General features: G+C 34.4%; 18 protein-coding genes. 6 read left to right on the forward strand and 12 right to left on the reverse strand.

All coding sequences use genetic code 11. The features are described from left to right. Positions 1-15 precede the first annotated feature (15 nt). Positions 16-888 (reverse strand): TetR/AcrR family transcriptional regulator, encoded by an 873-nt coding sequence (locus tag EKQ63_RS28690; protein ID WP_074601638.1) that lies wholly within the window; start codon positions 886-888, stop codon positions 16-18. A gap of 142 nt (positions 889-1,030) precedes the next feature. Between EKQ63_RS28690 and EKQ63_RS28695 the strand changes: the two genes are divergently transcribed. After that, positions 1,031-4,150 carry an efflux RND transporter permease subunit gene (locus tag EKQ63_RS28695; RefSeq protein WP_143881725.1) on the forward strand — a complete coding sequence of 1,040 codons (3,120 nt, stop codon included), beginning with the start codon at positions 1,031-1,033 and terminating at the stop codon, positions 4,148-4,150. A gap of 28 nt (positions 4,151-4,178) precedes the next feature. On the opposite strand, the gene msrB is transcribed toward EKQ63_RS28695, so the two are convergent. The 6 genes from msrB to lytS form a co-directional block, all read right to left on the reverse strand. Beyond that, positions 4,179-5,144, reverse strand: coding sequence for a peptide-methionine (R)-S-oxide reductase MsrB (gene msrB / locus EKQ63_RS28700; protein WP_143881726.1), 966 nt, complete (start codon positions 5,142-5,144; stop codon positions 4,179-4,181). A gap of 99 nt (positions 5,145-5,243) precedes the next feature. Continuing rightward, positions 5,244-6,278, reverse strand: coding sequence for an AI-2E family transporter (locus EKQ63_RS28705; protein ID WP_001166019.1), 1,035 nt, complete (start codon positions 6,276-6,278; stop codon positions 5,244-5,246). Positions 6,279-6,603: 325 nt separating this feature from the next. Beyond that, positions 6,604-7,296 carry an antiholin-like protein LrgB gene (gene lrgB / locus EKQ63_RS28710; RefSeq protein WP_029440323.1) on the reverse strand — a complete coding sequence of 231 codons (693 nt, stop codon included), beginning with the start codon at positions 7,294-7,296 and terminating at the stop codon, positions 6,604-6,606. Between the two features lie 34 nt (positions 7,297-7,330). Further along, the gene (lrgA, locus tag EKQ63_RS28715; RefSeq protein ID WP_000104901.1) at positions 7,331-7,762 is read right to left on the reverse strand and encodes an antiholin-like murein hydrolase modulator LrgA; all 432 of its coding nucleotides are present in this window, start codon (positions 7,760-7,762) and stop codon (positions 7,331-7,333) included. 132 nt (positions 7,763-7,894) lie between these two features. After that, positions 7,895-8,635, reverse strand: coding sequence for a LytR/AlgR family response regulator transcription factor (locus EKQ63_RS28720; protein ID WP_087955235.1), 741 nt, complete (start codon positions 8,633-8,635; stop codon positions 7,895-7,897). Further along, positions 8,613-10,382: a two-component system sensor histidine kinase LytS gene (lytS, locus tag EKQ63_RS28725; RefSeq protein WP_087955236.1), complete on the reverse strand. Its 1,770-nt coding sequence runs from the start codon at positions 10,380-10,382 to the stop codon at positions 8,613-8,615. Before lytS ends, EKQ63_RS28720 begins: the two co-directional genes overlap by 23 nt. A 328-nt stretch (positions 10,383-10,710) precedes the next feature. Here lytS and EKQ63_RS28730 point away from each other — a divergent pair, with 328 nt between their 5' ends. After that, entirely contained in the window at positions 10,711-12,009 is a 1,299-nt protein-coding gene (locus EKQ63_RS28730; protein ID WP_087955237.1) for an MFS transporter, read from the forward strand. 95 nt (positions 12,010-12,104) lie between these two features. Here the strand turns inward: EKQ63_RS28730 and EKQ63_RS28735 are convergent, their stop codons facing one another. Together EKQ63_RS28735 and EKQ63_RS28740 are read right to left on the reverse strand one after the other, a co-directional pair. Continuing rightward, positions 12,105-13,673: a BCCT family transporter gene (locus EKQ63_RS28735; protein WP_061184141.1), complete on the reverse strand. Its 1,569-nt coding sequence runs from the start codon at positions 13,671-13,673 to the stop codon at positions 12,105-12,107. Positions 13,674-14,036: 363 nt separating this feature from the next. Beyond that, the gene (locus tag EKQ63_RS28740) at positions 14,037-15,107 is read right to left on the reverse strand and encodes a nitric oxide synthase oxygenase (protein WP_087955238.1); all 1,071 of its coding nucleotides are present in this window, start codon (positions 15,105-15,107) and stop codon (positions 14,037-14,039) included. Positions 15,108-15,323: 216 nt separating this feature from the next. On the opposite strand from EKQ63_RS28740, the gene sodA reads away from it, so the two are divergent. Then, entirely contained in the window at positions 15,324-15,950 is a 627-nt protein-coding gene (sodA, locus tag EKQ63_RS28750) for a superoxide dismutase [Mn] (protein WP_087955240.1), read from the forward strand. Positions 15,951-16,038: 88 nt separating this feature from the next. Here sodA and EKQ63_RS28755 read toward each other — a convergent pair whose 3' ends face one another. From EKQ63_RS28755 to EKQ63_RS28765, 3 genes are all read right to left on the reverse strand, one after another. Then, positions 16,039-16,920, reverse strand: a complete 882-nt coding sequence (locus EKQ63_RS28755; protein WP_087955241.1) for an NAD-dependent epimerase/dehydratase family protein — start codon at positions 16,918-16,920, stop codon at positions 16,039-16,041. A gap of 105 nt (positions 16,921-17,025) precedes the next feature. Beyond that, the gene (locus EKQ63_RS28760) at positions 17,026-17,616 is read right to left on the reverse strand and encodes an AmiS/UreI family transporter (RefSeq protein WP_000542562.1); all 591 of its coding nucleotides are present in this window, start codon (positions 17,614-17,616) and stop codon (positions 17,026-17,028) included. A gap of 435 nt (positions 17,617-18,051) precedes the next feature. Further along, positions 18,052-18,870 carry an endo alpha-1,4 polygalactosaminidase gene (locus tag EKQ63_RS28765; protein ID WP_087955242.1) on the reverse strand — a complete coding sequence of 273 codons (819 nt, stop codon included), beginning with the start codon at positions 18,868-18,870 and terminating at the stop codon, positions 18,052-18,054. Positions 18,871-19,166: 296 nt separating this feature from the next. Here EKQ63_RS28765 and EKQ63_RS28770 point away from each other — a divergent pair, with 296 nt between their 5' ends. From EKQ63_RS28770 to EKQ63_RS28780, 3 genes are read left to right on the forward strand one after another with little or no spacing between them, the layout of a single operon-like run. Next, positions 19,167-20,390 carry a GAF domain-containing protein gene (locus tag EKQ63_RS28770; RefSeq protein WP_143881727.1) on the forward strand — a complete coding sequence of 408 codons (1,224 nt, stop codon included), beginning with the start codon at positions 19,167-19,169 and terminating at the stop codon, positions 20,388-20,390. Continuing rightward, complete coding sequence (locus EKQ63_RS28775) at positions 20,390-21,310, forward strand: tetratricopeptide repeat protein (RefSeq protein WP_143881728.1); 921 nt, start codon at positions 20,390-20,392, stop codon at positions 21,308-21,310. Before EKQ63_RS28770 ends, EKQ63_RS28775 begins: the two co-directional genes overlap by 1 nt. After that, positions 21,294-23,126, forward strand: a complete 1,833-nt coding sequence (locus tag EKQ63_RS28780) for a DUF2194 domain-containing protein (RefSeq protein ID WP_143881729.1) — start codon at positions 21,294-21,296, stop codon at positions 23,124-23,126. Before EKQ63_RS28775 ends, EKQ63_RS28780 begins: the two co-directional genes overlap by 17 nt. Position 23,127 lies beyond the last annotated feature (1 nt).

A 23,127-nucleotide genomic window follows, 5' to 3' on the forward strand; every position in this document is an offset into this window, starting at 1 on the left:
TGAAAACTATCATTGTTACCTTTTTATATTGTAATAGCTCATAAGCCTCAAACGAAACTCTTTTATAGCTGGATATGCCTCTAAATTAAACAACATCCCTTGGATAACTGGAATTCTTGGATTTTGCATCCTCATTTCTGCCTCCAAAACATCTAATGTAACAAGCAATTCCTCATCTTCTAATTGATCCGCTAAAGTACGTTTAAACACAATAATTTCTTTTAAAAAATGTTCCTTAACCTGCTCCTTAATAAGCTCTGATTTACAAAGAAATTCTCCAAGCTTTTCTTCATGTAACACAGGTTCTTCTGAAGATTCTACCAATCCATCTACTAAATGATCCACTCTTTTCAAAATAAAAGCAGAGACGTAAGATAAGTCTATTTCTGGCGCTTGTAAAATAATTAGTTCTAAATATCCACGGCATATGCCTTCTACCATAATGACTAAATCTAATAAATATGGCATAACCTTATCACCATAAATAGACAGTAAACTATTCCGATAAAATGCGTGAGACTCTAACTTCATCCGCATCATAAATTCTTCTACTTCTTTATTAAAAGGAATCGCATTTTCCCTTGCATGCATAATAATAAATTCTTTATGCTTTTGTATATCATTAAACTGGCAATGCAATTGTTTTGCAAATTTTTCACGTGGCAATAACGACTCTTTTTCAATATCCATCATTTTGTTCTGAATCTTGTCATAGTAATATCGAAGTGTCGCTAATAAAAGTTCCTCTTTTGATTTAAAGTATAAATAAAAGGCTCCCTTAGATATGCCACAAGCTGTCACAATTTCCTGCACTGATGTCGCATTTACACCCTTAGTCGCAAATAACTTCATAGCCATCTCTATAATTAAACGCTCTTTTTCTTTCATATCATGTCTCTCCTAAATTTAATCTCGCATCTTATTATGAATGTATTATACCATCCCTTTTCATTGACGGCTGACCAATCAGTCAGTTATATTATGTATTAGACTGACCAGTTGGTCAATACAATACAAAGGGAGCGCAAACATGAACAAAATTATTAATTTTTCGTTAAAAAATAAGTTCGCAGTTTGGCTACTAACCATTATTGTTACCATTGCAGGTATTTATTCTGGGCTGAATATGAAGCTAGAAACAATTCCTGATATTACAACACCTGTCGTAACAGTAACCACGGTTTATCCTGGTGCTACACCAGAAGAAGTAGCTGATAAAATTTCAAAACCGATGGAAGAGCAACTGCAAAATTTAAGTGGTGTAAACGTTGTTAGTTCATCATCTTTTCAAAATGCATCTTCTATTCAGGTAGAATATGATTTTGATAAAAATATGGAAAAGGCTGAAACAGAAATAAAAGAAGCTCTCGCAAATGTGAAAATGCCAGAAGGCGTAAAGGACCCGAAAGTTTCACGTGTAAACTTCAATGCCTTTCCTGTTATTTCATTAAGCGTAGCAAGTAAAAATGAATCTTTAGCTACCTTAACTGAAAATGTAGAAAAAAATGTTGTTCCAGGATTAAAAGGACTTGATGGGGTCGCATCTGTTCAAATTTCAGGTCAACAAGTAGATGAAGTACAACTTGTCTTCAAAAAAGATAAGATGAAAGAATTAGGTTTAAGTGAAGATACTGTAAAAAATGTAATTAAAGGATCGGACGTATCTTTACCACTTGGTTTATATACATTTAAAGACACAGAAAAGTCAGTTGTTGTAGATGGAAATATTACAACAATGAAAGCATTAAAAGAATTAAAAATCCCTGCTGTTCCTTCATCAGCAAGCGGTCAAGGTAGTCAAAATGCTGGGGCTGGTACACAAGTGCCGCAAATGAATCCAGCCGCTATGAACAACGGGATTCCGACAGTTACATTAGACGAAATTGCTGATATTAAGGAAGTCGGAAAAGCGGAATCTATTTCTCGAACAAATGGAAAAGAAGCAATTGGAATTCAAATTGTAAAAGCTGCTGACGCGAACACAGTTGATGTTGTAAATGCTGTTAAAGATAAAGTAAAAGAACTTGAGAAAAAATATAAAGACTTAGAGATTATTTCAACATTCGACCAAGGTGCACCTATTGAGAAATCAGTAGAAACAATGCTAAGTAAAGCCATTTTTGGTGCTATCTTTGCGATTGTTATTATTATGTTGTTCCTACGAAATATCCGAACAACATTAATCTCTGTCGTTTCCATACCACTTTCTTTATTAATTGCTGTATTAGTTATAAAACAAATGGATATTACGCTTAACATTATGACGCTCGGGGCAATGACAGTCGCTATCGGGCGCGTTGTGGATGACTCCATTGTTGTTATCGAAAATATTTACCGACGTATGTCGTTATCAGGAGAGAAACTACGCGGAAAAGATTTAATTCGTGAAGCTACGAAAGAAATGTTTATTCCGATTATGTCTTCTACCATTGTAACAATTGCTGTATTTTTACCGCTTGGACTAGTAAAAGGTATGATTGGTGAAATGTTCTTACCATTCGCCTTAACTATCGTCTTCGCTTTATTAGCATCGTTGCTAGTAGCAGTTACAATCGTACCGATGCTAGCTCACTCTTTATTTAAGAAAGAGAGCATGAGGGAAAAAGAAGTACATCATGAAGAAAAACCAAGTAAATTAGCAAATATTTATAAACGCATACTTGCATGGGCTTTAAATCACAAAATTATTACATCAAGTATCGCTATCCTTCTATTAGTTGGTAGTCTTGCACTTGTGCCAATCATTGGTGTAAGTTTCTTACCATCTGAAGAAGAAAAAATGATCATTGCAACATACAACCCTGAACCAGGTCAAACGTTAGAAGACGTTGAAAAAATCGCAACGAAAGCTGAGAAGCACTTCCAAGATAATAAAGACGTCAAAACAATTCAATTCTCATTAGGTGGCGAAAACCCAATGAGTCCTGGTCAATCAAACCAAGCAATGTTCTTCGTACAATATGATAACGACACGAAAAACTTCGAAAAAGAGAAAGAACAAGTCGTTAAAGATTTACAGAAGATGTCTGGAAAAGGCGAATGGAAAAACCAAGACTTCGGAGCAAGCGGCGGTAGTAATGAAATCAAACTATACGTTTACGGAGATAGCTCTGAAAAGATTAAGCCTGTCGTAAAAGATATTCAAAATATCATGAAGAAAAATAAAGACTTAAAGGATATAGACTCTAGTATTGCAAAAACGTATGCAGAATACACTTTAGTCGCAGATCAGGAAAAACTAAGTAAAATGGGTCTAACGGCTGCGCAAATCGGAATGGGACTTTCTAATCAACATGATCGCCCTGTTCTGACAACAATTAAAAAAGACGGTAAAGATGTCAACGTATATGTAGAAGCTGAAAAACAAAATTATGAAACAATCGATGACTTAACAAATCGTAAAATTACAACGCCACTTGGTAATGAAGTAGCTGTGAAAGATGTGATGACTGTAAAAGAAGGAGAAACTTCGAATACAGTGAAACACCGCGATGGCCGTGTTTATGCAGAAGTAAGTGCAAAACTAACATCTGATGACGTTTCAAAAGCATCTGCCGCTGTTCAAAAAGAAGTAGATAAAATGGATCTTCCTTCTGGCGTAGATGTTTCTATGGGCGGCGTTACAAAAGATATTGAAGAATCATTCAAACAACTTGGCTTAGCGATGTTAGCTGCGATTACCATTGTATACTTCGTTCTTGTCGTTACATTTGGCGGGGCTCTTGCACCATTCGCAATTTTATTCTCGCTACCATTCACCATTATTGGGGCTCTTGTTGCCTTACTAATCTCTGGTGAAACGTTAAGTGTCTCTGCAATGATCGGTGCCCTTATGTTAATCGGTATCGTTGTAACAAACGCAATCGTGCTTATCGACCGCGTTATTCATAAAGAAAATGAAGGTCTATCAACACGTGAAGCTTTATTAGAAGCTGGCGCAACACGTCTTCGCCCGATTTTAATGACTGCAATTGCAACAATCGGTGCTCTTATCCCGCTAGCACTAGGATTTGAAGGTAGCGGCTTAATTTCTAAAGGACTTGGTGTAACAGTAATTGGTGGATTAACAAGTTCAACATTATTAACACTTCTTATTGTTCCAATCGTTTATGAAGTATTAAGCAAGTTTAAAAAGAAAAAAGTAAAGTAACAAAAAAATAACCTCGCTAACTGCGAGGTTATTTTTTGTTTTCAAACAAGATTAGGAAATCACCATAGCCTTCTTTTTCTAATTCCTCTTTTGGAATAAATCGAAGAGCTGCTGAATTTATACAATAGCGAAGTCCATTCGGTCCTGGACCATCTGGAAATACGTGCCCGAGATGTGAATCTCCTTCCTTACTTCTCACTTCTGTACGCGTCATATTATGACTCACATCCATTTTTTCTTTCACACTAGCTGACATAACTGGCTTCGTAAAACTAGGCCATCCACATCCACTATCAAATTTATCTAGAGAAGTGAACAAAGGTTCACCCGAAACGATATCTACATAAAGACCTTCTTCCTTATGATTCCAATACTCATTTCGAAATGGTGGTTCTGTACCATTTTCCTGTGTTACATAAAATTGCATCTCATTGAGTTTTTCCTTTAAATGAGCATTATCCTTTGGCCAATGTTGCTTAATAAACGCATCTCGCCCTGAGCCCTTACGGTATAACTCGTAGCGGAATTCATTTTTCTTATGATATCCTTGGTGATATTCCTCTGCGGGATAAAACGTAGCAGCTGGCAATATTTTTGTCGCAATCGGCTTTGAAAAGCGCCCACTCTTTGCAAGCTCTTCTTTTGAAGCCTCTGCTTTTTTATGTTGTTCTTCATTATGATAAAAAATCACTGTTTCGTAAGACTGTCCGCGATCGTGGAATTGCCCACCTACATCAGTCGGATCAATTTGTCTCCAATATATATTTAATAACTCCCCATACGGCATTTTATTTGAATCAAATGTAATTTGTACTGCCTCATAATGTCCCGTCGTTTCTGAACATACCTCTTTATATGTTGGATTCTCTTTATGACCACCTGTATAGCCAGAAACAACCTTTATAATTCCTTCCATCTCTTCAAATGGCGAAACCATACACCAGAAGCACCCTCCAGCAAATGTAGCTAATTCTACCTTTTCATTTACAGCCATTATTTCACCCCTATTCTATCTTCTTCTTACAGTATGGCATAAGAAACATCATGTTATAAAAGAAAAAGCATCGAATATCGATGCTTTTTTCTCTTCACTTTATTTTTTTCCAGCGTCCTTCTCCATTTCATCACTTGTCACATCTAAGACATCTAATAAGAAAATGAAGATTGGAATACCGATAATTAATCCCCATACACCTAAGAAGTGTTCCGAGAAGATTAATACCATAAACGTATAGAAAATTGGTAAGTTTGTTTTTTGCGACATAAACTTCGGATTTAACACGTAACTTTCAAGCGCATGAATGACTGTTACGATAACTAAAATATAAACAACGTACATAATACCGCCGATATTGTAAGCAATCATACAAAGCGGGAATAACGAAATGATAACCCCAGCTACTGGAATTAAACCAAGTAAGAAGATCATTAACGCTAAACCTAATAATTGTGGGAATCCTAATATCCATAATGCAATAACGGATAAAACGCAGTTAACAACTGCAATTAAAAATTGTGCCTCAATTACTTTTCCGAATGAACGTGCAAATTTCTTACCGAAGTACTCGATTTCAGTATAGAAAATTGCAAGTCTGCTCTCTTTAAATTTTGCAGTAAAAGCAACGATACGAGCTTTTTCCAATAAGAAAAATAAACTTAAAATTAAAGAAAGTAACACTTGAAGGCCAAATTTTCCAACATTCGTAATCGATTTATACAAAATGTCAACGCCTTGTCCTACATACTTCGAAAGTTCCATATGATTAACAGCATTAACTGCATACTTAATTAATTCACTGTCCGGTGGGTTTCTTAAAAATACGTTAAATTGATAAATCAATTGTGAAATTTGTATCGTTAATACTGGTAAATATTTAAATAGCGTAATAGCAATTCCGCCAATTAACATGACATATAGAAATGCTATAACGAGCTTTCGATTAATGGGCATAAAGTGGTCTAATTTACGAGAAATAAACTTTTGGAATCGATCCATTAAATACGTAAGAATAAACGTAATTAATATTAAATTCAACATACTTTGCAGCCCATATAATACGAGAGCAAGTATTACTAATACGAGTAACCTCTGAAATCCTTTGCTTTGAAACAGGTTTTTTATTTGCATAATCGACGAGTACTCTCTCCTGTCCTATAAAGTAAAACGTTAATAAGTAGATTTTTCTCTCTTTTCTACTTTTAATTATTCATTCATATTAAGATTTTTATAAGCTCATTATACGCCTACCTTAGCAGATCTATAGTAGCTTACTTCTTATTTTACAATACAATGACCTAATTCAAAACGTATTCTACACAGTATTAATGAAGATTTAAGGAAACTTACATTTTGTCACAATAGGTCTTACCACTACTGTAACATAAAAAGCAAGCTATCAGTAGAAATCTGTCCTACAAATAGCTTGCTTTTCTCATTTTTTAAGTAAGTTTTACTATCCAATGAATGGCATGAACATCGGTATGACAACTACCGTTACAACTCCAACTACTGTTACAGCAATACTTGCCATAGCTGCCTCTACTTCACCCATTTCAATTCCTACTGCCACTCCTAATGCGTGACCTGCTGTTCCAAGTGCTAAACCTTTTGCAATTGGATGTTTCACTCTAAATGTTTTTAAGAATAACGCTCCTAATGCGTATACGATAACTGCGTTAAAGATTACTGCAAACGATGTAATTGCTGGTATACCACCAATACTTTCAGAGATTGGTAACGCAATTGCTGTTGTTGCCGCTTGTGGTAACATTGAATTCATTACTGCTGTATCTAGGCCAATTGCTTTTGCAACAATGAACACGACAATTACTGAACAAATAGATCCAACCACGATAGCTGATAAAATTTGCCACCAATATTTTTTCAACTTATCGACTTGTTTATATAATGGAATTGCAAACGCAATTGTTGCTGGCTCTAAGAAAAAGCTAATCATTTTTCCACCAGTATTATATTCTTCGAAAGTAAAGTTACCTACTTTTAAAAAGATAATCCCTAATACCATTGCTACGAATAATGGTGTGAATAAGAAGAACCCTTTTGAATGCTTGAATAATAATGTTCCGATTCCGTATGCGATTAATGAAACGACGATTCCGAAATATGGAGTCATTGTGCTTGCCATGTTCATTCCCTCCTAACAATATATACTAAAATGGTTACGCAACTTTTCCGTGCTTGCGTCCTTTATTTACTACTTTCAATTCTTTTGTATCTTCTGTTTCTTTTTCATCTTTTCCTAAAATAAATTGTGCAAATAATCCTGTTACAGCGAGTAAAATAACTGTCGCGACAACAATTACAGTTAAAATTTGTACAAAATATTGTCCCATTACACCAAGAGAATTAATAACCGAAATACCTGATGGGACGAAAAGGAATCCGATAATACCTGTTAAAGCTGTTCCAAGTGATTCAACTTGTTCCAATTTAATAACCTTTAAACATAATAGACTAAATAAAATGACTAACCCGATTACCGATGAAGGCATCGGAATTGGTAAATGTGTTGCAATAATATTAGAAATTAACATAATAGCTGAGAATATGAATGCTTGTGATAAGAAACTATATACTTTTTTCGTACTCATTTTGGCCACCTCTTTCGATTTGGTACCTTTATTGTATAGGATATAACCAACTTAGTAAGCGTTTACATAACAGAACGTCAAATATACAGAATCAGTTACAAATATAAAAGGATGAAATACAAAAGCTGCTTCTTAAATACGAAGCAGCTTCTTGAGTTCTTTTGCATATGTACGACTAACAGGTACTTTTGATCCTTCTTTCATAATTAAATTATAAGTAGAGTTGAACCATGGCTGAATTTCAGTAATGTGATTAATATTTGCAATAAAACTACGATGAACACGCATAAAACTTGCTTGTGGCAACTTCTTTTCCAAAATCACAAGTGTATCGTGTGTTACATACATTTCCCTCATTGTTTTTACTGTCACTTTCCCATCTACAAGTCCTACATATACAATATCTTCAATATTAACAAGTACGATTGATTCTTCAATTGGTAATGCTAATTTATGCATCTCTGCCGTTACATCTGTTCCTTTTATTTCTTGCTTTGTTTCTATTTGCGCTTGTTTTTGCTTTTTATACTTCTTTAATGTTTGTACAATACGTTCTTCATCAAATGGCTTTAAAATATAGTCTAACGCGTCTACTTCAAATGCTTGCAGCGCATACTGATCGTATGCAGTAGCAAATACAATTGCAGGTGGATTTTTCATCTTCTTTAATATATTCGCGATTTCAAATCCGTTATCATCAGATAACTGAATGTCTAGGAAAACAATATCTGGTTTGTTTTTCATTAACTCTTCTAATGCGTCCTCTACACAATCAGCCTCACCAATTATCTCAACTTCCTTCGTTCTTTCTAATAAATACTTTAGTTCATCACGTGCTAACATTTCATCATCAACTACTAGTACTTTTAACAATCTGCTCTTCCTCCCCTACTTTTTTTGGAATAACAAAAGTAACCTCTGTCCCCTCATTTAATTCACTTTCAATATGAAGCATCGTTTCTTTCCCAAATAATCCAATAAGACGTTCATTAATATTATATAAAGCTGTTCCAGTCCCTTTCTTTGACGAAACTACCATCTTTCCTAATTGTTCTAAACGTTCTTCCTCAATTCCCTGCCCATTATCTTTTACTTCAAAATGAACCATACCCTCTTTTTCAAAAACATGCACTTCCACTTCGCATACTGGTTGCTTCTTCGGAAAGGCGTGTCGCAACGCATTTTCAACCAATAGTTGAAGAACAAATGGTGGTACTAAAGTTGTCTTTAGCTCATCCTCAATATACATCTTTACTTCATACTTATTTGGAAACCTTGCTTGTTCTAGCGATAAGTATGCCTGTACATGGTTTAATTCTTGTTCTAGTGGAATCAATAACTGACGTGCCCCTTGTAAATTACAACGGAAATACACACTAAGCTGTAATAATAACTTCCTTGCTTTTTCTACATCTGTTCGGCATAAAGCTGATACTGTATTAATCGCATTAAATAAAAAGTGCGGGTTAATTTGTGCTTGTAATGCCTTTATTTCCGCATCTTGCAATAATTTACTTTGTAACTCAGCTTCCCCTAATTCAAGTTGTGTAGAGAATATTTTTGCTAATCCTTCTGCTAATTCCTCTTCCACACGACTTAACTGGTTAGGATTTTTGAAATACAGTTTTAATGTCCCTATTGTATTTCCATGTGAAGTTAGTGGAATAACAATCGCCGCTTGCAAAGGGCAGCCTTCATGTTGACAATTAATAACCTCACGTGATTTTGCTTTCATTATTTTCCCTGTGTGTAACACTTCTTTCGACAAACCAGTTATTAAACTATGTGAAGGAATATGGTGATCTGATGCTAATCCAACATGAGCTAATATTTTCTCTGTATCTGTTAAGGATACCGCATCTGTTCCTGTAAAACGGTGAATAATTTGTGCCACATGCTTACATGATTCTTCTGTTAAGCCTTGGCGAAAATACGGTAACGTTTTATCTGCAATACGTAATACCTTATGAGTCTGAAGTGCCTTTGCGTTCTCTTCCTGACGCAATATAGCTTGTATCATAGAAAGTAAAATAAAACTTCCAAAACTATTTACAAGGATCATTGGTATCGCAATTGTTTTCACAATACTCATTCCATCCTCTACAATTGATAAGATCATAATCATTTCTAAAGAAACGATAAACACACTTAAAACCGCTGAGAATTTAGGCGTAATTGTACGATTATACTTTTTGAAAATGTATCCGATATAACCAGTTATAACACCTGCTAAAATTGAAGAGATTGCACAACTTAGCGCCGTCGTCCCGCCAAGCATATAACGATGAATACCAGCGATTGATCCTACCCCAATTCCAACGATAGGTCCGCCAAGCAATCCACTAATTCCAACGCCCATAATACGTGTATTCGCAATGGTACTCGATGATGAAACACCTTGTAGCCAATTTTCATTCATAATTGTATTCCCAGCAATTTCAATTCCCGTGTAATTGCTTACAATTGTAAACACTGAAAAAATACAAATAAGCTTAAGCTTATCTACATACCCATCTTGCTTATGAAGAAGGCGCCTGAACGTTTTAATATGCGAAAGTAAAAACCCTAAAATAACAATAAGCCCGACGCGTTCAATCATCATAAGTACTAAATTTAGCATCTGTGATTCATTCCTTTTTATATGAGTTAGTTTTATTATGGGAAAATAATGAAGTGGGCGTCAAGAAGAATGAAATATCTTTTGCAATATTTTACACATAACAATTCCCGCTCTATTTGACAATCCAATAGAAGAGTGCTAAAAATAAAGTAATATAATACAGTCCTTTAACCCAACCCCGTGAGGTTGAGAAGGAAGTCGGAATATACTATACGTATGGCCTTTTTTAGGAATACGTATGCTTTTTTGGCCTTCTCATCATATCAGGTGAGAAGGCCTTTTGTTATTCTTCCATAGCGACTGTAGAAGAAAATAAGGAGGAGTAATGATGAACGTCACTACTGATGTACAATCAACAACAGAGGAAACGAAAGAGAAAAGATATAAAACATTATTTGGGTCTGCGCTAGGATATGCAGCAGAAGGCTTAGATATGTTGCTCTTATCTTTCGTACTTGTCTACATTTTAAAAGAATTTCATTTAAGCCCTGTTGAAGGTGGAAACTTAACTTTAGCTACCACAATAGGAATGCTAATTGGGTCTTATTTATTTGGATTTATTGCTGATTTATTTGGGCGTATCCGTACAATGGCCTTCACGATCTTACTATTTTCACTCGCAACAGCACTTATTTATTTCGCAACAGATTATTGGCAATTATTAATTCTTCGCTTTTTAGTGGGAATGGGAGTTGGTGGTGAATTCGGGATTGGAATGGCCATCGTAACTGAAACATGGTCTAAAGAAATGCGCGCTAAGGCGACATCCGTTGTTGCACTTGGATGGCAATTTGGCGTACTAGTGGCTTCACTCCTTCCAGCATTTATTGTCCCGCATTTTGGATGGAGAGCTGTTTTCTTATTTGGACTTATTCCCGCTTTATTAGCTGTTTATGTACGAAAAAGTTTAAGTGAACCGAAAATATGGGAACAAAAACAACGATACAAAAAAGAATTGTTACAAAAAGAGGCTGAAGGCAGTTTAACAACTACTGAGGCTGAACAATTAAAACAAATGAAAAAGTTCCCACTTCGAAAGCTATTTGCAAATAAAAAAGTAACAATAACAACAATTGGGCTTATTATTATGTCATTCATCCAGAACTTCGGATATTATGGCATCTTTACATGGATGCCAACTATTTTAGCGAATAAATATAACTACACATTAGCAAAAGCAAGTGGTTGGATGTTCATTTCTACGATCGGTATGTTAATTGGAATTGCAACTTTTGGTATTCTAGCCGATAAAATTGGTCGCCGTAAAACTTTTACAATCTATTATGTCGGTGGTACTATATACTGTCTCATTTACTTCTTCTTATTCACAGACTCAACATTATTGTTATGGGGAAGCGCATTACTTGGATTCTTTGCAAATGGCATGATGGGAGGCTTCGGAGCAATTTTAGCTGAAAACTATCCTGCTGAAGCTCGATCTACAGCAGAAAACTTTATTTTCGGTACTGGACGTGGTTTAGCTGGCTTTGGACCTGTTATTATCGGATTACTTGCTGCAGGTGGCAATTTAATGGGAGCATTATCTCTTATCTTCATCATCTATCCAATCGGTTTAGTTACAATGTTACTATGTGTCCCAGAGACGAAAGATAAAGTATTAGAATAGATGGAAACTGCACAGTGTACGGTAGTTATATAAGTAGTAAAGAGGAAGCATCTCAAATGAAATGCTTCCTCTTTTGATATAAAATATACAATTATTTATTTTGATCTACTAGCTTTTTGGAACAAGAAGCTAGTTTTATCTTCTTCTTTTACAATGCCTTGTTTTAATGCTAGTTCCCCTGCAACTTTAGGCGCTAGCCATAGCATTGGGAGTAACAGAATGGATACCGGGACAGCTGTTACTACGATGAATGATTGCAATGCATTAATACTTCCCTCACCCATGTATAACAGAATTGCCGCAACTGCTCCCATAATAAGCGACCAAAAAATTCGTAAGCTAATTCTAGGATCTCCGTCTCCAGTCACTGCCATCGAAATCGAATAAGCCATTGAATCTCCTGTTGTCACTACAAATAAAATTGTTAATAAAAGAAATGCCGGCCCAATAATATGGGAGAGTGGCAGTTGCTCTGTAATTGCAATCATAGCAGCTGGCATACCCGATTCACTTAATGCGCTTGAAATAGAACCAGGTTTCATCAATTCATAAAACACACCTGATCCTCCCAGAATTGTAAACCAAAACGTTGTAATAATAGGTGCAATAATTCCAATTGCAACGATGATTTCTCGAATCGTTCTTCCTCTTGAAATACGGCTCACTAAAATTGCCATCATCGGTCCATATCCAATAAACCATCCCCAGAAAAAGATTGTCCACGATCCTAACCAACCTGTATCACCGCGGTATGTGCTCATTGGAATAAATTCATTTATATAAAATCCAAACGAAGATACAAACGAATCAATAATAAATCCACCTGGTCCACATAATAATACAAATACCATTAATAAAATCGCTAATTTAACATTTAAATCGCTTATAATTTGAATCCCTTTATTAATTCCTGTTACTGCAGATATAGTAGAAACCGCAACTACACAAATAATAATTGCTAATTGAGTAGTAAAAACATCAGGAATATTAAACAATGCTTGTAAGCCATAACTTGCTTGTAAGCCTAAAAATCCGATCGGTCCAATCGTCCCTGCAGCTACCGCAATAATGGCAAATGCATCAATCATTGTTCCAAGCAAACTCTTTCGCAATTTCTCACCAAAAATAGGATATAAAAGCGTTCGAGGTTTTAACGGCATACCTTTATGATAATGCCCATACATCATAACTACCGCACTGATTGTACCTAAAATCGTCCAAGCCAAGAAACCCCAATGCATATAACTTTGTGCTAAAGCAGGCATTACTGCTTCTTTCGTTCCAGCAGATATACCTTCATGTATCGGCGGCACCGTCATCAAGTGGTACATTGGCTCTGCAGCTGCCCAAAAAACGCCACCTCCGGCAAGTAATGTCGACATAATAATAGCAAGCCACTTTGCCGTACTAATCTCAGGCTTTTCTAATCCCCCAAGTTTAACTCTTCCATATTTCGAGAATGCCATACACATTGCAACAATAAATGTACCAATTAATAAAACTTGCCAGAAGGCACCAAAATATTTAATTGAAGCTGCAAAACTGCTATTAATGACTCCTTCTACATAATTTTTATTTAAGAAAACCGCAATTACAAATAATAAAAGCGAACCACCACTAATAAGAAATACAGGCCAATCCGTTTTTCGACTCTTCATCCTCATTTACACTTCCTCCTTCCTCAGCAATCTAAAAAAACAACTTTATTATGTTTTATTGTTTAAACCCAAAACACAATGATTATATAAGCATAATAATTCATCTATTTCCTACACACTTATGTTGTCCCTAAAAATATGCTAAACCCCTTATTTAAAAGAAAATTTCTATTCCTCTTACATAAAAAAGCAAAATAAAAGACCTTATATTTCTATAAGGTCTTTGAAACAGAAATTTGATTATAACATAAGGAACTCCTTGGTTCAAAAAGCTTCTTCCAAAAATAACCGATAGTAAAGGCTTCCATTTGCTACGTAACAGTAATTAAAAAAAATTATATTTTTACAGAAAATGCCCTATACTACAAACTATTTATGAAAAAAATTCGGCTTCAAAATTTCATTCGGATACGGTTTATGATAAATATGAGTGGTAGCTGGAGATAACGGCGGAATGAGCCACACCCAATTGCCCGTTACAACACGACCGCAAGCAGCTTCTTGCTTCTCAAATTGCTGAAATTGTTGAGCCGCAGTATGATGGTCAACAATACTAACTCCTTGTTTTTTAAAGGAATGTAAAACAGCCACGTTTAATTCAACTAACGCCTTATCTTTCCATAACGTACCGTTTCTCGATGTATCCAAATCCATCATTTCCGCAACTGCTGGAAGTAAATTATAACGATCGTGATCCGCTAAGTTACGTGCCCCAATCTCTGTTCCCATATACCATCCATTAAACGGAGCTGCTGTATAGGAAATACCGCCAATTTCTAAGCGCATATCTGAAATCATCGGAACCCCATACCATTTTGCTCCAAGTGACGAAATCGGGTATTCTGGGTGTTCAATTGGCACCTCTTTTACTTCTTCTATCGGAATTTCTTTATATATAGGCGCTTTTCCATCTATAGAAAACACAAGTGGCAATACATCGAAATTCGTACCTTCTCCTTGCCAGCCAAGTTCCTGACAAAAATCTGTAAACGCAGCTGAATGAGAGTCACCAATCACTCCCATTTCTGTTTTATATCCTGCATACCGAATCAATTGGTGATTATAAATTCGTATATTATTTTCTTCACCTTGATATTGCTTAAAAATTGTAATTGTCGGTTTCACTTTTCCGTCGTTCGTTGCATATTTAATATGATGAATTAATGCATTATATACACCTTCCTCATCATTTACTTCACGTGCATCTAATATGTGCATCTTACTCCAAAATAGTCTTCCTATACATCGATTACTATTGCGCCATGCCATTCGCGATCCGTGAACAAGTTCTTCAAATGTATGTTCATACGTCCCCGTCTTCTCTATTTCAACTCGAATTTCTTTCATGCGTTCTTCTATGAATTGTTCTTTATTAAGCTCTTTATAGCAAATCGTAATAAAATGACTCGCTTCCTCTATTAATTGCTTCGTTTTACTCATAAACGATCTCCTTCTATTTCAACAAAACGTTACTACTTTACAGTATAAGCAAAAAGAATAAGAGTCACAAACGAAATTCGAAGTGTTACTTTTATTGTAATATTTTTCAGAAAATTATAAGGATTGCTATTGACTTGTATAAAAAATAGTTGTATTTTTGACTCAGGTAAATTATTTTTACCAAGGTCAACTTTTAGATAGAAAGGAGGGAATGTCATGTCTTCATTTCAATTGCCAAAGCTTTCATACGACTATGATGAACTAGAGCCATATATCGATAGCAATACACTTTCTATTCATCATGAAAAGCACCATGCGACATACGTAAATAATTTGAACGCCGCATTAGAAAACTATTCGGAATTACATAATAAATCTTTAGAAGAGTTACTATGTAATTTAGAAGCTTTACCAAAGGAAATTGTTACAGCTGTCAGAAATAACGGTGGTGGACATTATTGTCATAGTCTTTTTTGGGAAGTAATGAGCCCACGGGGTGGCGGCGAGCCTAATGGAGACGTTGCAAAAGTAATTGATTATTATTTCAATACCTTTGACAACTTAAAAGATCAACTGTCTAAAGTAGCAATTAGCCGCTTTGGAAGTGGTTATGGATGGCTTGTCCTTGATGGTGAAGAACTTACTGTAATGAGTACACCTAATCAAGATACACCTTTGCAAGAAGGGAAGATTCCATTACTCGTCATTGATGTATGGGAACATGCCTATTATTTAAAGTACCAAAATCGTCGCCCAGAATTTGTTACCAACTGGTGGCATACAGTGAACTGGGACCGGGTAAATGAAAAGTATTTACAAGCAATTCAATCACAAAAACATTAGTCGTGCGTATAAGGTAAGTTTGGTAATGTAAAATTAGTATTGTCGAAATCCTCCAGAATCCCCCGGATTGCCACCGGGGGATTTATGATCATTTCATTGCATGTATGTAATAACGTAATACTTTTTCTATTTCTATTTTCAACCCTCGGAACGGGAATCCTAATTCATTAGCTTTTCCATTATGTAATGTACAATTAGTCACTTCATTATAAGGTGCTACATGATCTCCTGCTTCTTGAACAAGTGCTTTTATTCCAGTAGTTTCTTCTATGAAATGAATAATGTCCCGAGCAGAAACTACCCCGTTGCTACAAGCATTAATTGGCCCTTCTATGTCTTTCATCCCGCACCAAACTAAAAATCCCCCTGCTTCTTCTTCATGTATAAACGACAACTTTCCATCTAGATGATTCACTGCGACAGGTTCTTCTCTCACGATATGTTCAACGTAAAATTGTAACCTTTTCGTATAATCGTTTTCTCCAATAACAATCGGAAAACGAACTGCAACAACTGGGAATGTTGCTTGTTGAAATACAACGGCTTCGGCTAATCTCTTTCCTTCACCATAATTGAAGTCATTCCTATCTCCATACGCGATTGCATACTCGTAAGGATTGAAGTCTTCTTCTGATAAGCTTAGTGCAGGTTCATAGACGGCCATTGAAGATGTCATAACATATTTCTTCGTTTTCCCTCGTAAAACTTCACATATTATCTTCGCTGCATTCGAGCTATAGCATAAATTATCGTATACAATATCATAACTTTTATCTTCTAGACGCTCTGCTAGTTGTTTTTCATCTTCTCTATCTACAATAAGTCTTTTTACTGCACTTCCAAAAGAATCTTCCGTAATTCCTCTCGTCGCAATCGTTACATCGTGCCCCTCTTGCAAAAGTGCTTCTACTAAATGTTTACCAAAAAATCTTGTTCCCCCTAGCACCAATACTTTTTTCAACTTCATCATCCCCATTTTAGAAAATTGTAAGATACTACTTCTCTATTATAAGTGCTAACATATAAAAAGCATGGAATTCGTTTAACGATTCCATGCTTTTCTACAGAAAATATATTAACGTACTCGATATTTATAAATACAATAACAGAAGTATAAAATAGAAATTACAGATACATAAACCCATAATTCATATACGAATCCCTCTCCCCATACTCCCATAAAATAAAAGAGTGAAGGTAACGTCAATGTTACCCATGATTGTACGAAGGCAATCCTTCCAAGATATTGATTGATGTTCTTTTTTTGTGTATTTAATACAAAGAATAAATACCAAAGTAATGCCCACATAAACCACGTTAACGCATTCACAACATCGTGGAATTGAACAAATGAAACAATCATATAAAATAAAGCAATAATTGCTACCCAAATACAAAACCAACCTAGACCGCTACTATCCATTCCTTTTATAAAAGTAACACCTACATATAAATAGGTTAATCCGAATAAAAAAGTAGCTGCATATGAATATACCGTCCAATTACTTTGATCAGAAATCATGATTAAATAGAACGGAATAATAATTTGTAGTGCACCCACAAATAAATTAAAAACACCTGCACTTTTCATCTCTGCTTTTCCTAATATAACAAGACTATTTAAAAATAAAGCTGCACCCGAAAGTAATAATCCTACGTAACCCATATGTATTCGTGTGAAAGTCTTTCCCTTTCACACTTTTAACCTCCCCACAATATAAAGTGATTCTTTATTATTTTTCTTCCTATTTAAAACTACATACATAATTTTTAATCTAAATAAGTCAGACTTCCTACCTTTAAGAACACCAAATTTAAAACGCTTTCAATCATAAATAATCCTATCAGAACATTAATAGGATTCCTTGATTATAAACGTACTCTAACCATGACACAAGTATTGATGTTATTTTTAATATTACGTTTTTTATTTCTATAAAAATTAATAGGAAAATGCATTTTTTCTATCTTATTCTACTAATTCCTAACCTGGAATATTATAAAATGAGCTAGTCAGTAATACATTCATCTTTATAAGATAATCGTATACTGACCTAAACTTTCATAGTCAATATTGATAGCTTCTCATCCCTAATAATTGCTATTTATCATAAATATCATTCGGATTAATTGTAGGAATAAATCCATTTATAGAACTATATTTTTTAGATACGCTATTGGGAGTAACGGTAAACGTTACAATCTTATTACTTTCTTGTTTAAAATAGCGCATCCAATTTTGACTCCATTCATCTTTCGTAATAACTTGTTTATTGAAGTCCTCCCACAATACACCATGTATAAAATTCAAGGATGTATTTTTGATTGTGTCAAATCCCCAATTCTGTATAAGAAGCAAATCAGAATCAACATCTTTTATTTCTTTTAATAAATTTACATATGCTTCGCGAAATTTCCCTTGTGTAACTGGCTGATCATAAAAATAGTCATCAATATCACCAGCGGTATCTAAAAACACACCGTCTATTCCTTTTCCAATAACTTGCTGTTTCACTTTATTTACAATAATCCGCCGGTAATGTTCATCAGCTAAATTCATAATATATGTATCCCACTGCTCAATCTTCATTTTCTTACCGTCTCGATAATAATAGTCTGATTCAACTACTTGCGATTTATGCCACGATTCTAATTCTAAAACACTAACATACCCAAGGACTACTGTTCCTGATTTTTTTAATTGCTGAACTTGCTCTTTCGTAAATGCATATGGCTCTATAATGACCATGTCATACTTTGACAGTCCCTCAATTACTTGCTCATTTGCTTCACCATAATAAATTTTATAACTTCGTACATTTTTTAAAACTGGTTCCACGACATTTGCTTGGGCGGATGTACTTGAGGAAAAAAGAAAAGAAAATATAGCTAAAAAGCATATGGAACGTTTCCACTCCATAATAATATTACCCCCTATAAAACTGTAATTTTTTATCGTTTTAAATATTAATACAAGTATAGTAATACAATAACATTTTACATTTTTTCAAGCTCGATATTTAATAAAAATCCCAATAAATACAATACATTAACAAAAATTAGAATTTATTACACTTGAATTTACTACATCTCTGTTGATAAAATGATTTGGGCTTCATATATTATATATTTTAAAATAATTCTTTTAAATTATGTATTTTATTTCAGTGTACTATTCCTCAAAATTAAATTTGCAAACGAAAGAAGGGATTTTTTATGCACTATAGACAATCTAATTTATTACAAAAAATGATTGAACCTACGATTCTCTTTATTGCTCTATTTTTTCTCTCAATACTAACTGATTTTCTAACACCAACGTATGAATACTTCTTACTCTTATTTATTACATTAATTATTTCTAGCCGGTATGGCATATCTATCGCCCTTTTCACCTTTCTAGAAGCAATGATTTATATTTTTGTAAGCGGTATATATAAGGAAGATGATATATTACTGTACTTTTATTCATTAGATTACTGGATTAATTGGATTTTCTTACTTGTTATTAGTTTATGTTGTGGACTAATGAGTACTGCACAAAAAGAACGGTATGAAGATGTACATATGATAAATAATGAGCTAAAAGCCGAAAATAAAGAATTAAAATATGTTGTGAAACAATTGGATGAAACACGTATTACACTACGTTCTCGTGTACTTGAATCAAATAATCACTTATCTAAAATGTATCATATGTTTAAAGCTTTAAATCATACACATCCTGAAATTGTACTCGATGAGGGAATAAATGTATTAAAAATGTATTTCGGAGCAAAAAAAATTGGTATCTATCACGTCGATAACAATAAACAATCACTTCGTATTAAATTAAGAGCAGAAACTGGTAAAAATACCTTACCTCAATCCATTTTTGTTAAAAATGCTTCGCTAGTCATCAAAAATGCTCTAGCGCATAATCGACCTTTTTTCCGTACAGAAGAGGATGTTCAAGACGCTCCACTTTTAGTTGGTCCCGTCCTATTCCAAGATGATGTACAATACGTCATTATATTAGACGAAATTGAATTTTCAAAAGTAACTTCTGAGCAATTCGAACTTTTCACATGGTATTTACGCTGGATGGGTGATCGTTTACAAAACGCTTCTAATCTTTGGCTATCAAGTCAAGAGGATCGTACATTCCCTAAAACGAGCATTTATTATGAAGATGAATTTGAACATTTACTAAAAATAGAAAAGAAACGGTACGAAACATTATCTTATCCATATTCCTATTTTGAATTTACTGTTCCACAAGATTCCTTAGAAATGATAAATTCTATTTTAAAAGATCATTTGCGTGATATTGATATATTCGGTTATAACACGACCGAACAAAAAGTTATGATTCTATTACCTGGCACTGAAGAAAAGTTTTTATTACCAGTCCAAACTCGTATACAAAACGCTCTTTCTTCTAAAGGAGTGGTATTATAATGATTTTACTCCTTCTTTACTTTATTTATGCTATTTTGGTTTTTCTTTTATTTCGATTTACGAAAGGTTTGATTACTGAAGATAAGAAAGGAATTATTGAGTTTTGCTTGATTATCTCTCTCCTTTTCCCGCTTGTCGGACTTATTGTATCAGCAATCATGTTATTACTGAATATAAAACGCTCCAAAACCGAGTGGTTACAGCAATACTCTGAGTATGTTTCCTTTCAAGTTGATCATTATGAAGATATTTTGGCATCAGCAAAACAAGATATGGACCTAATTTCATTTTCTTCTGGATTAGAACTAGATAAGCCTGAATTACATAAACAACTCATTGTACAGTTAAGCTCCTCCCCTATTTCCAATGAAGGAGGCTTATTGAAAGAAGCCATTCACCATAAAGATCCTGAAACTGTACATTACGCAGCAACTACTATTAATTTACTAAATGAACGGTACGAAAAACAGATCGAATACTTAAATAAGCAATTTCTACAAAATCCACAAAATGAAATTGCAAAAGAGTTGGTTTCTAACTATTTAAGATATATAGACAGTGGTCTTCTTTCTAATCAGCAAAAGGAAAAAATAATCGCCGAATTTATGAATTTTATTACACAAAGTGTAGAACTTTTCCCTACTGAACCTCTTTATCCTTTCCACCTTGGAAATCTGTTTCTACATACAAAACAATATGCAAAGTCTGAAGAACAATTTTTAAATCTTATTCATTTCTATCCTGAATCATATTACGGTTACGTTGGATTACTTGAAATATATTATGAGCAAAAGTTATGGGACGAGCTCTATAACTTAATCAATAATCTAGCAGCTGCAAAAAGAGTTCATATACTACCGCGTAAATATCAATTATTTGTAAGGCAGTTTAGAGGCGCACACATTGAAAAAGGGGACTAATATATATATCGGCATTGTTAGTATCATTTTATTTCTCTTAATTATATCTATCCTTATATATCGAACAGAAAATTTCTATCAAAAGTTTTCTGTTCCTAAAACTAAAGAAACAGATACTGTTAAAACACTCAAAGCAAAAGATGTAGCCCAAAATGGACAAAAAATGCAATTATACGTTTTAAAAACGGATAATACATTAGGGCAACAAGTCGAATTTAATACGAAAAAGGCAATGGATTACGCACACCTACACTATAAAGATATTACAGCTAATGAAATTAAGGGACTTACTCCCTCTCCCTATACAGGAATTATTATTACAGGTGAAATAATGGCGCAACTTCCACAAGCTGATATTCAAAATTTTGTACAAATGGGCGGAAGGATTATTATCGCAAACCGACTTGATTCAGATCCTTCCTGGAACAAATTATTTGGTATTACCAAAAAAGAAGGCTTCAAAGATGTGAAAGGATTAACCTTTGAAGAAGTTTTATTCCCTGGTTATCCTGATCTCTCAATTTCTTCTCCATTGTTCACTCATAGCTCAATGAATATTACGCTAGATGAGAATACAACTAATACTTGGATTACTGCAGAAGATACTCCCATCCTTTGGACCAATGACTACGGTGAAGGAAAAGTCTTATATTGGAATACAACAGCATTGAACGATAAATTAGGTAGAGGTATGTTCGTTCAATCACTGGGTACTATTTTCCCGACTTTCGCTACAGTACAACTTGGAGCGGAGATTATGTATATCGATGACTTCCCATCTCCAATTCCAAGTGGAGAACTAAAAAACTTAACAACAGAAAAAATTTCTGTTGAAGAATTTTATAAAAAACATTGGTGGAAAAATATGAAGGATATCTCTGAAGAGCTTGATATTAAATATACAGGGGTTGCAATTGGGACATACCAAAATAAAGTAACGCCACCTTTTGAAAATTTCACAGGTAAAAATAGAAATACCTATTTATTATTTGGGAGAGAATTATTAAGTCACGGTGGAGAAATCGGTATTCATGGCTATAACCATCAACCTTTATTATTACCACCAGACCCAGTAGATAAAGCACTTGAATATGTTCCATGGAATTCAAAAGAGGACATGGAGAGATCCTTAGATGCTTTACAAAAACTCGTGTATAACTTCTTTCCAAACGAAAAACTAAAAACCTATGTACCACCATCCAATATTATAAATACAACTGGATTAAGTGCATTAAACGACGCGGTTCCAACTATGGAAACAGTTGCTTCTCTATATGTGGGAAGTAAAAGTAACGGCAGTTTAATTCAAGAATTTGGACCAGACGAGCACAACAAAAATATTTATCACTTCCCGCGTATTACGAGTGGCTACGCTATCCCAGATGAAGAACAATTTATTTTAGCTGATGTTACCGCAAATTTAGGGGTTATCTCACATTTCGTCCATCCAGATGATATCCTTGATGAAAAACGTTCAGGTAATTTAACATGGGAAGAATTATTCAAAGCTTATAAAACGACAATTAAAGAAATACGAGAAAGATATCCTTATATAAAAAGTATGACACAAAGTGAAGCAACTGCTTCCATGAAAATTTATCAAACTGGTGATTTAGCTGTTTCTTATGAAGATGATGCTGTTCACATTGCATATAAAGGATTACCAAACCACACTGCAACGATTATACGTGTGGAAGAAGGGAAAAAATTGAAAACCGGTTCATTCCCATACGGCACAGTTACAAAGCTAGATTCACAAATTTATAGCGTTATATTAAAACAAGCTAACGCTACAATTCCAATTAAAGGGGTATAGC

The organism is Bacillus sp. BD59S (assembly GCF_007363175.1).
GTDB lineage: Bacteria > Bacillota > Bacilli > Bacillales > Bacillaceae_G > Bacillus_A > Bacillus_A pacificus.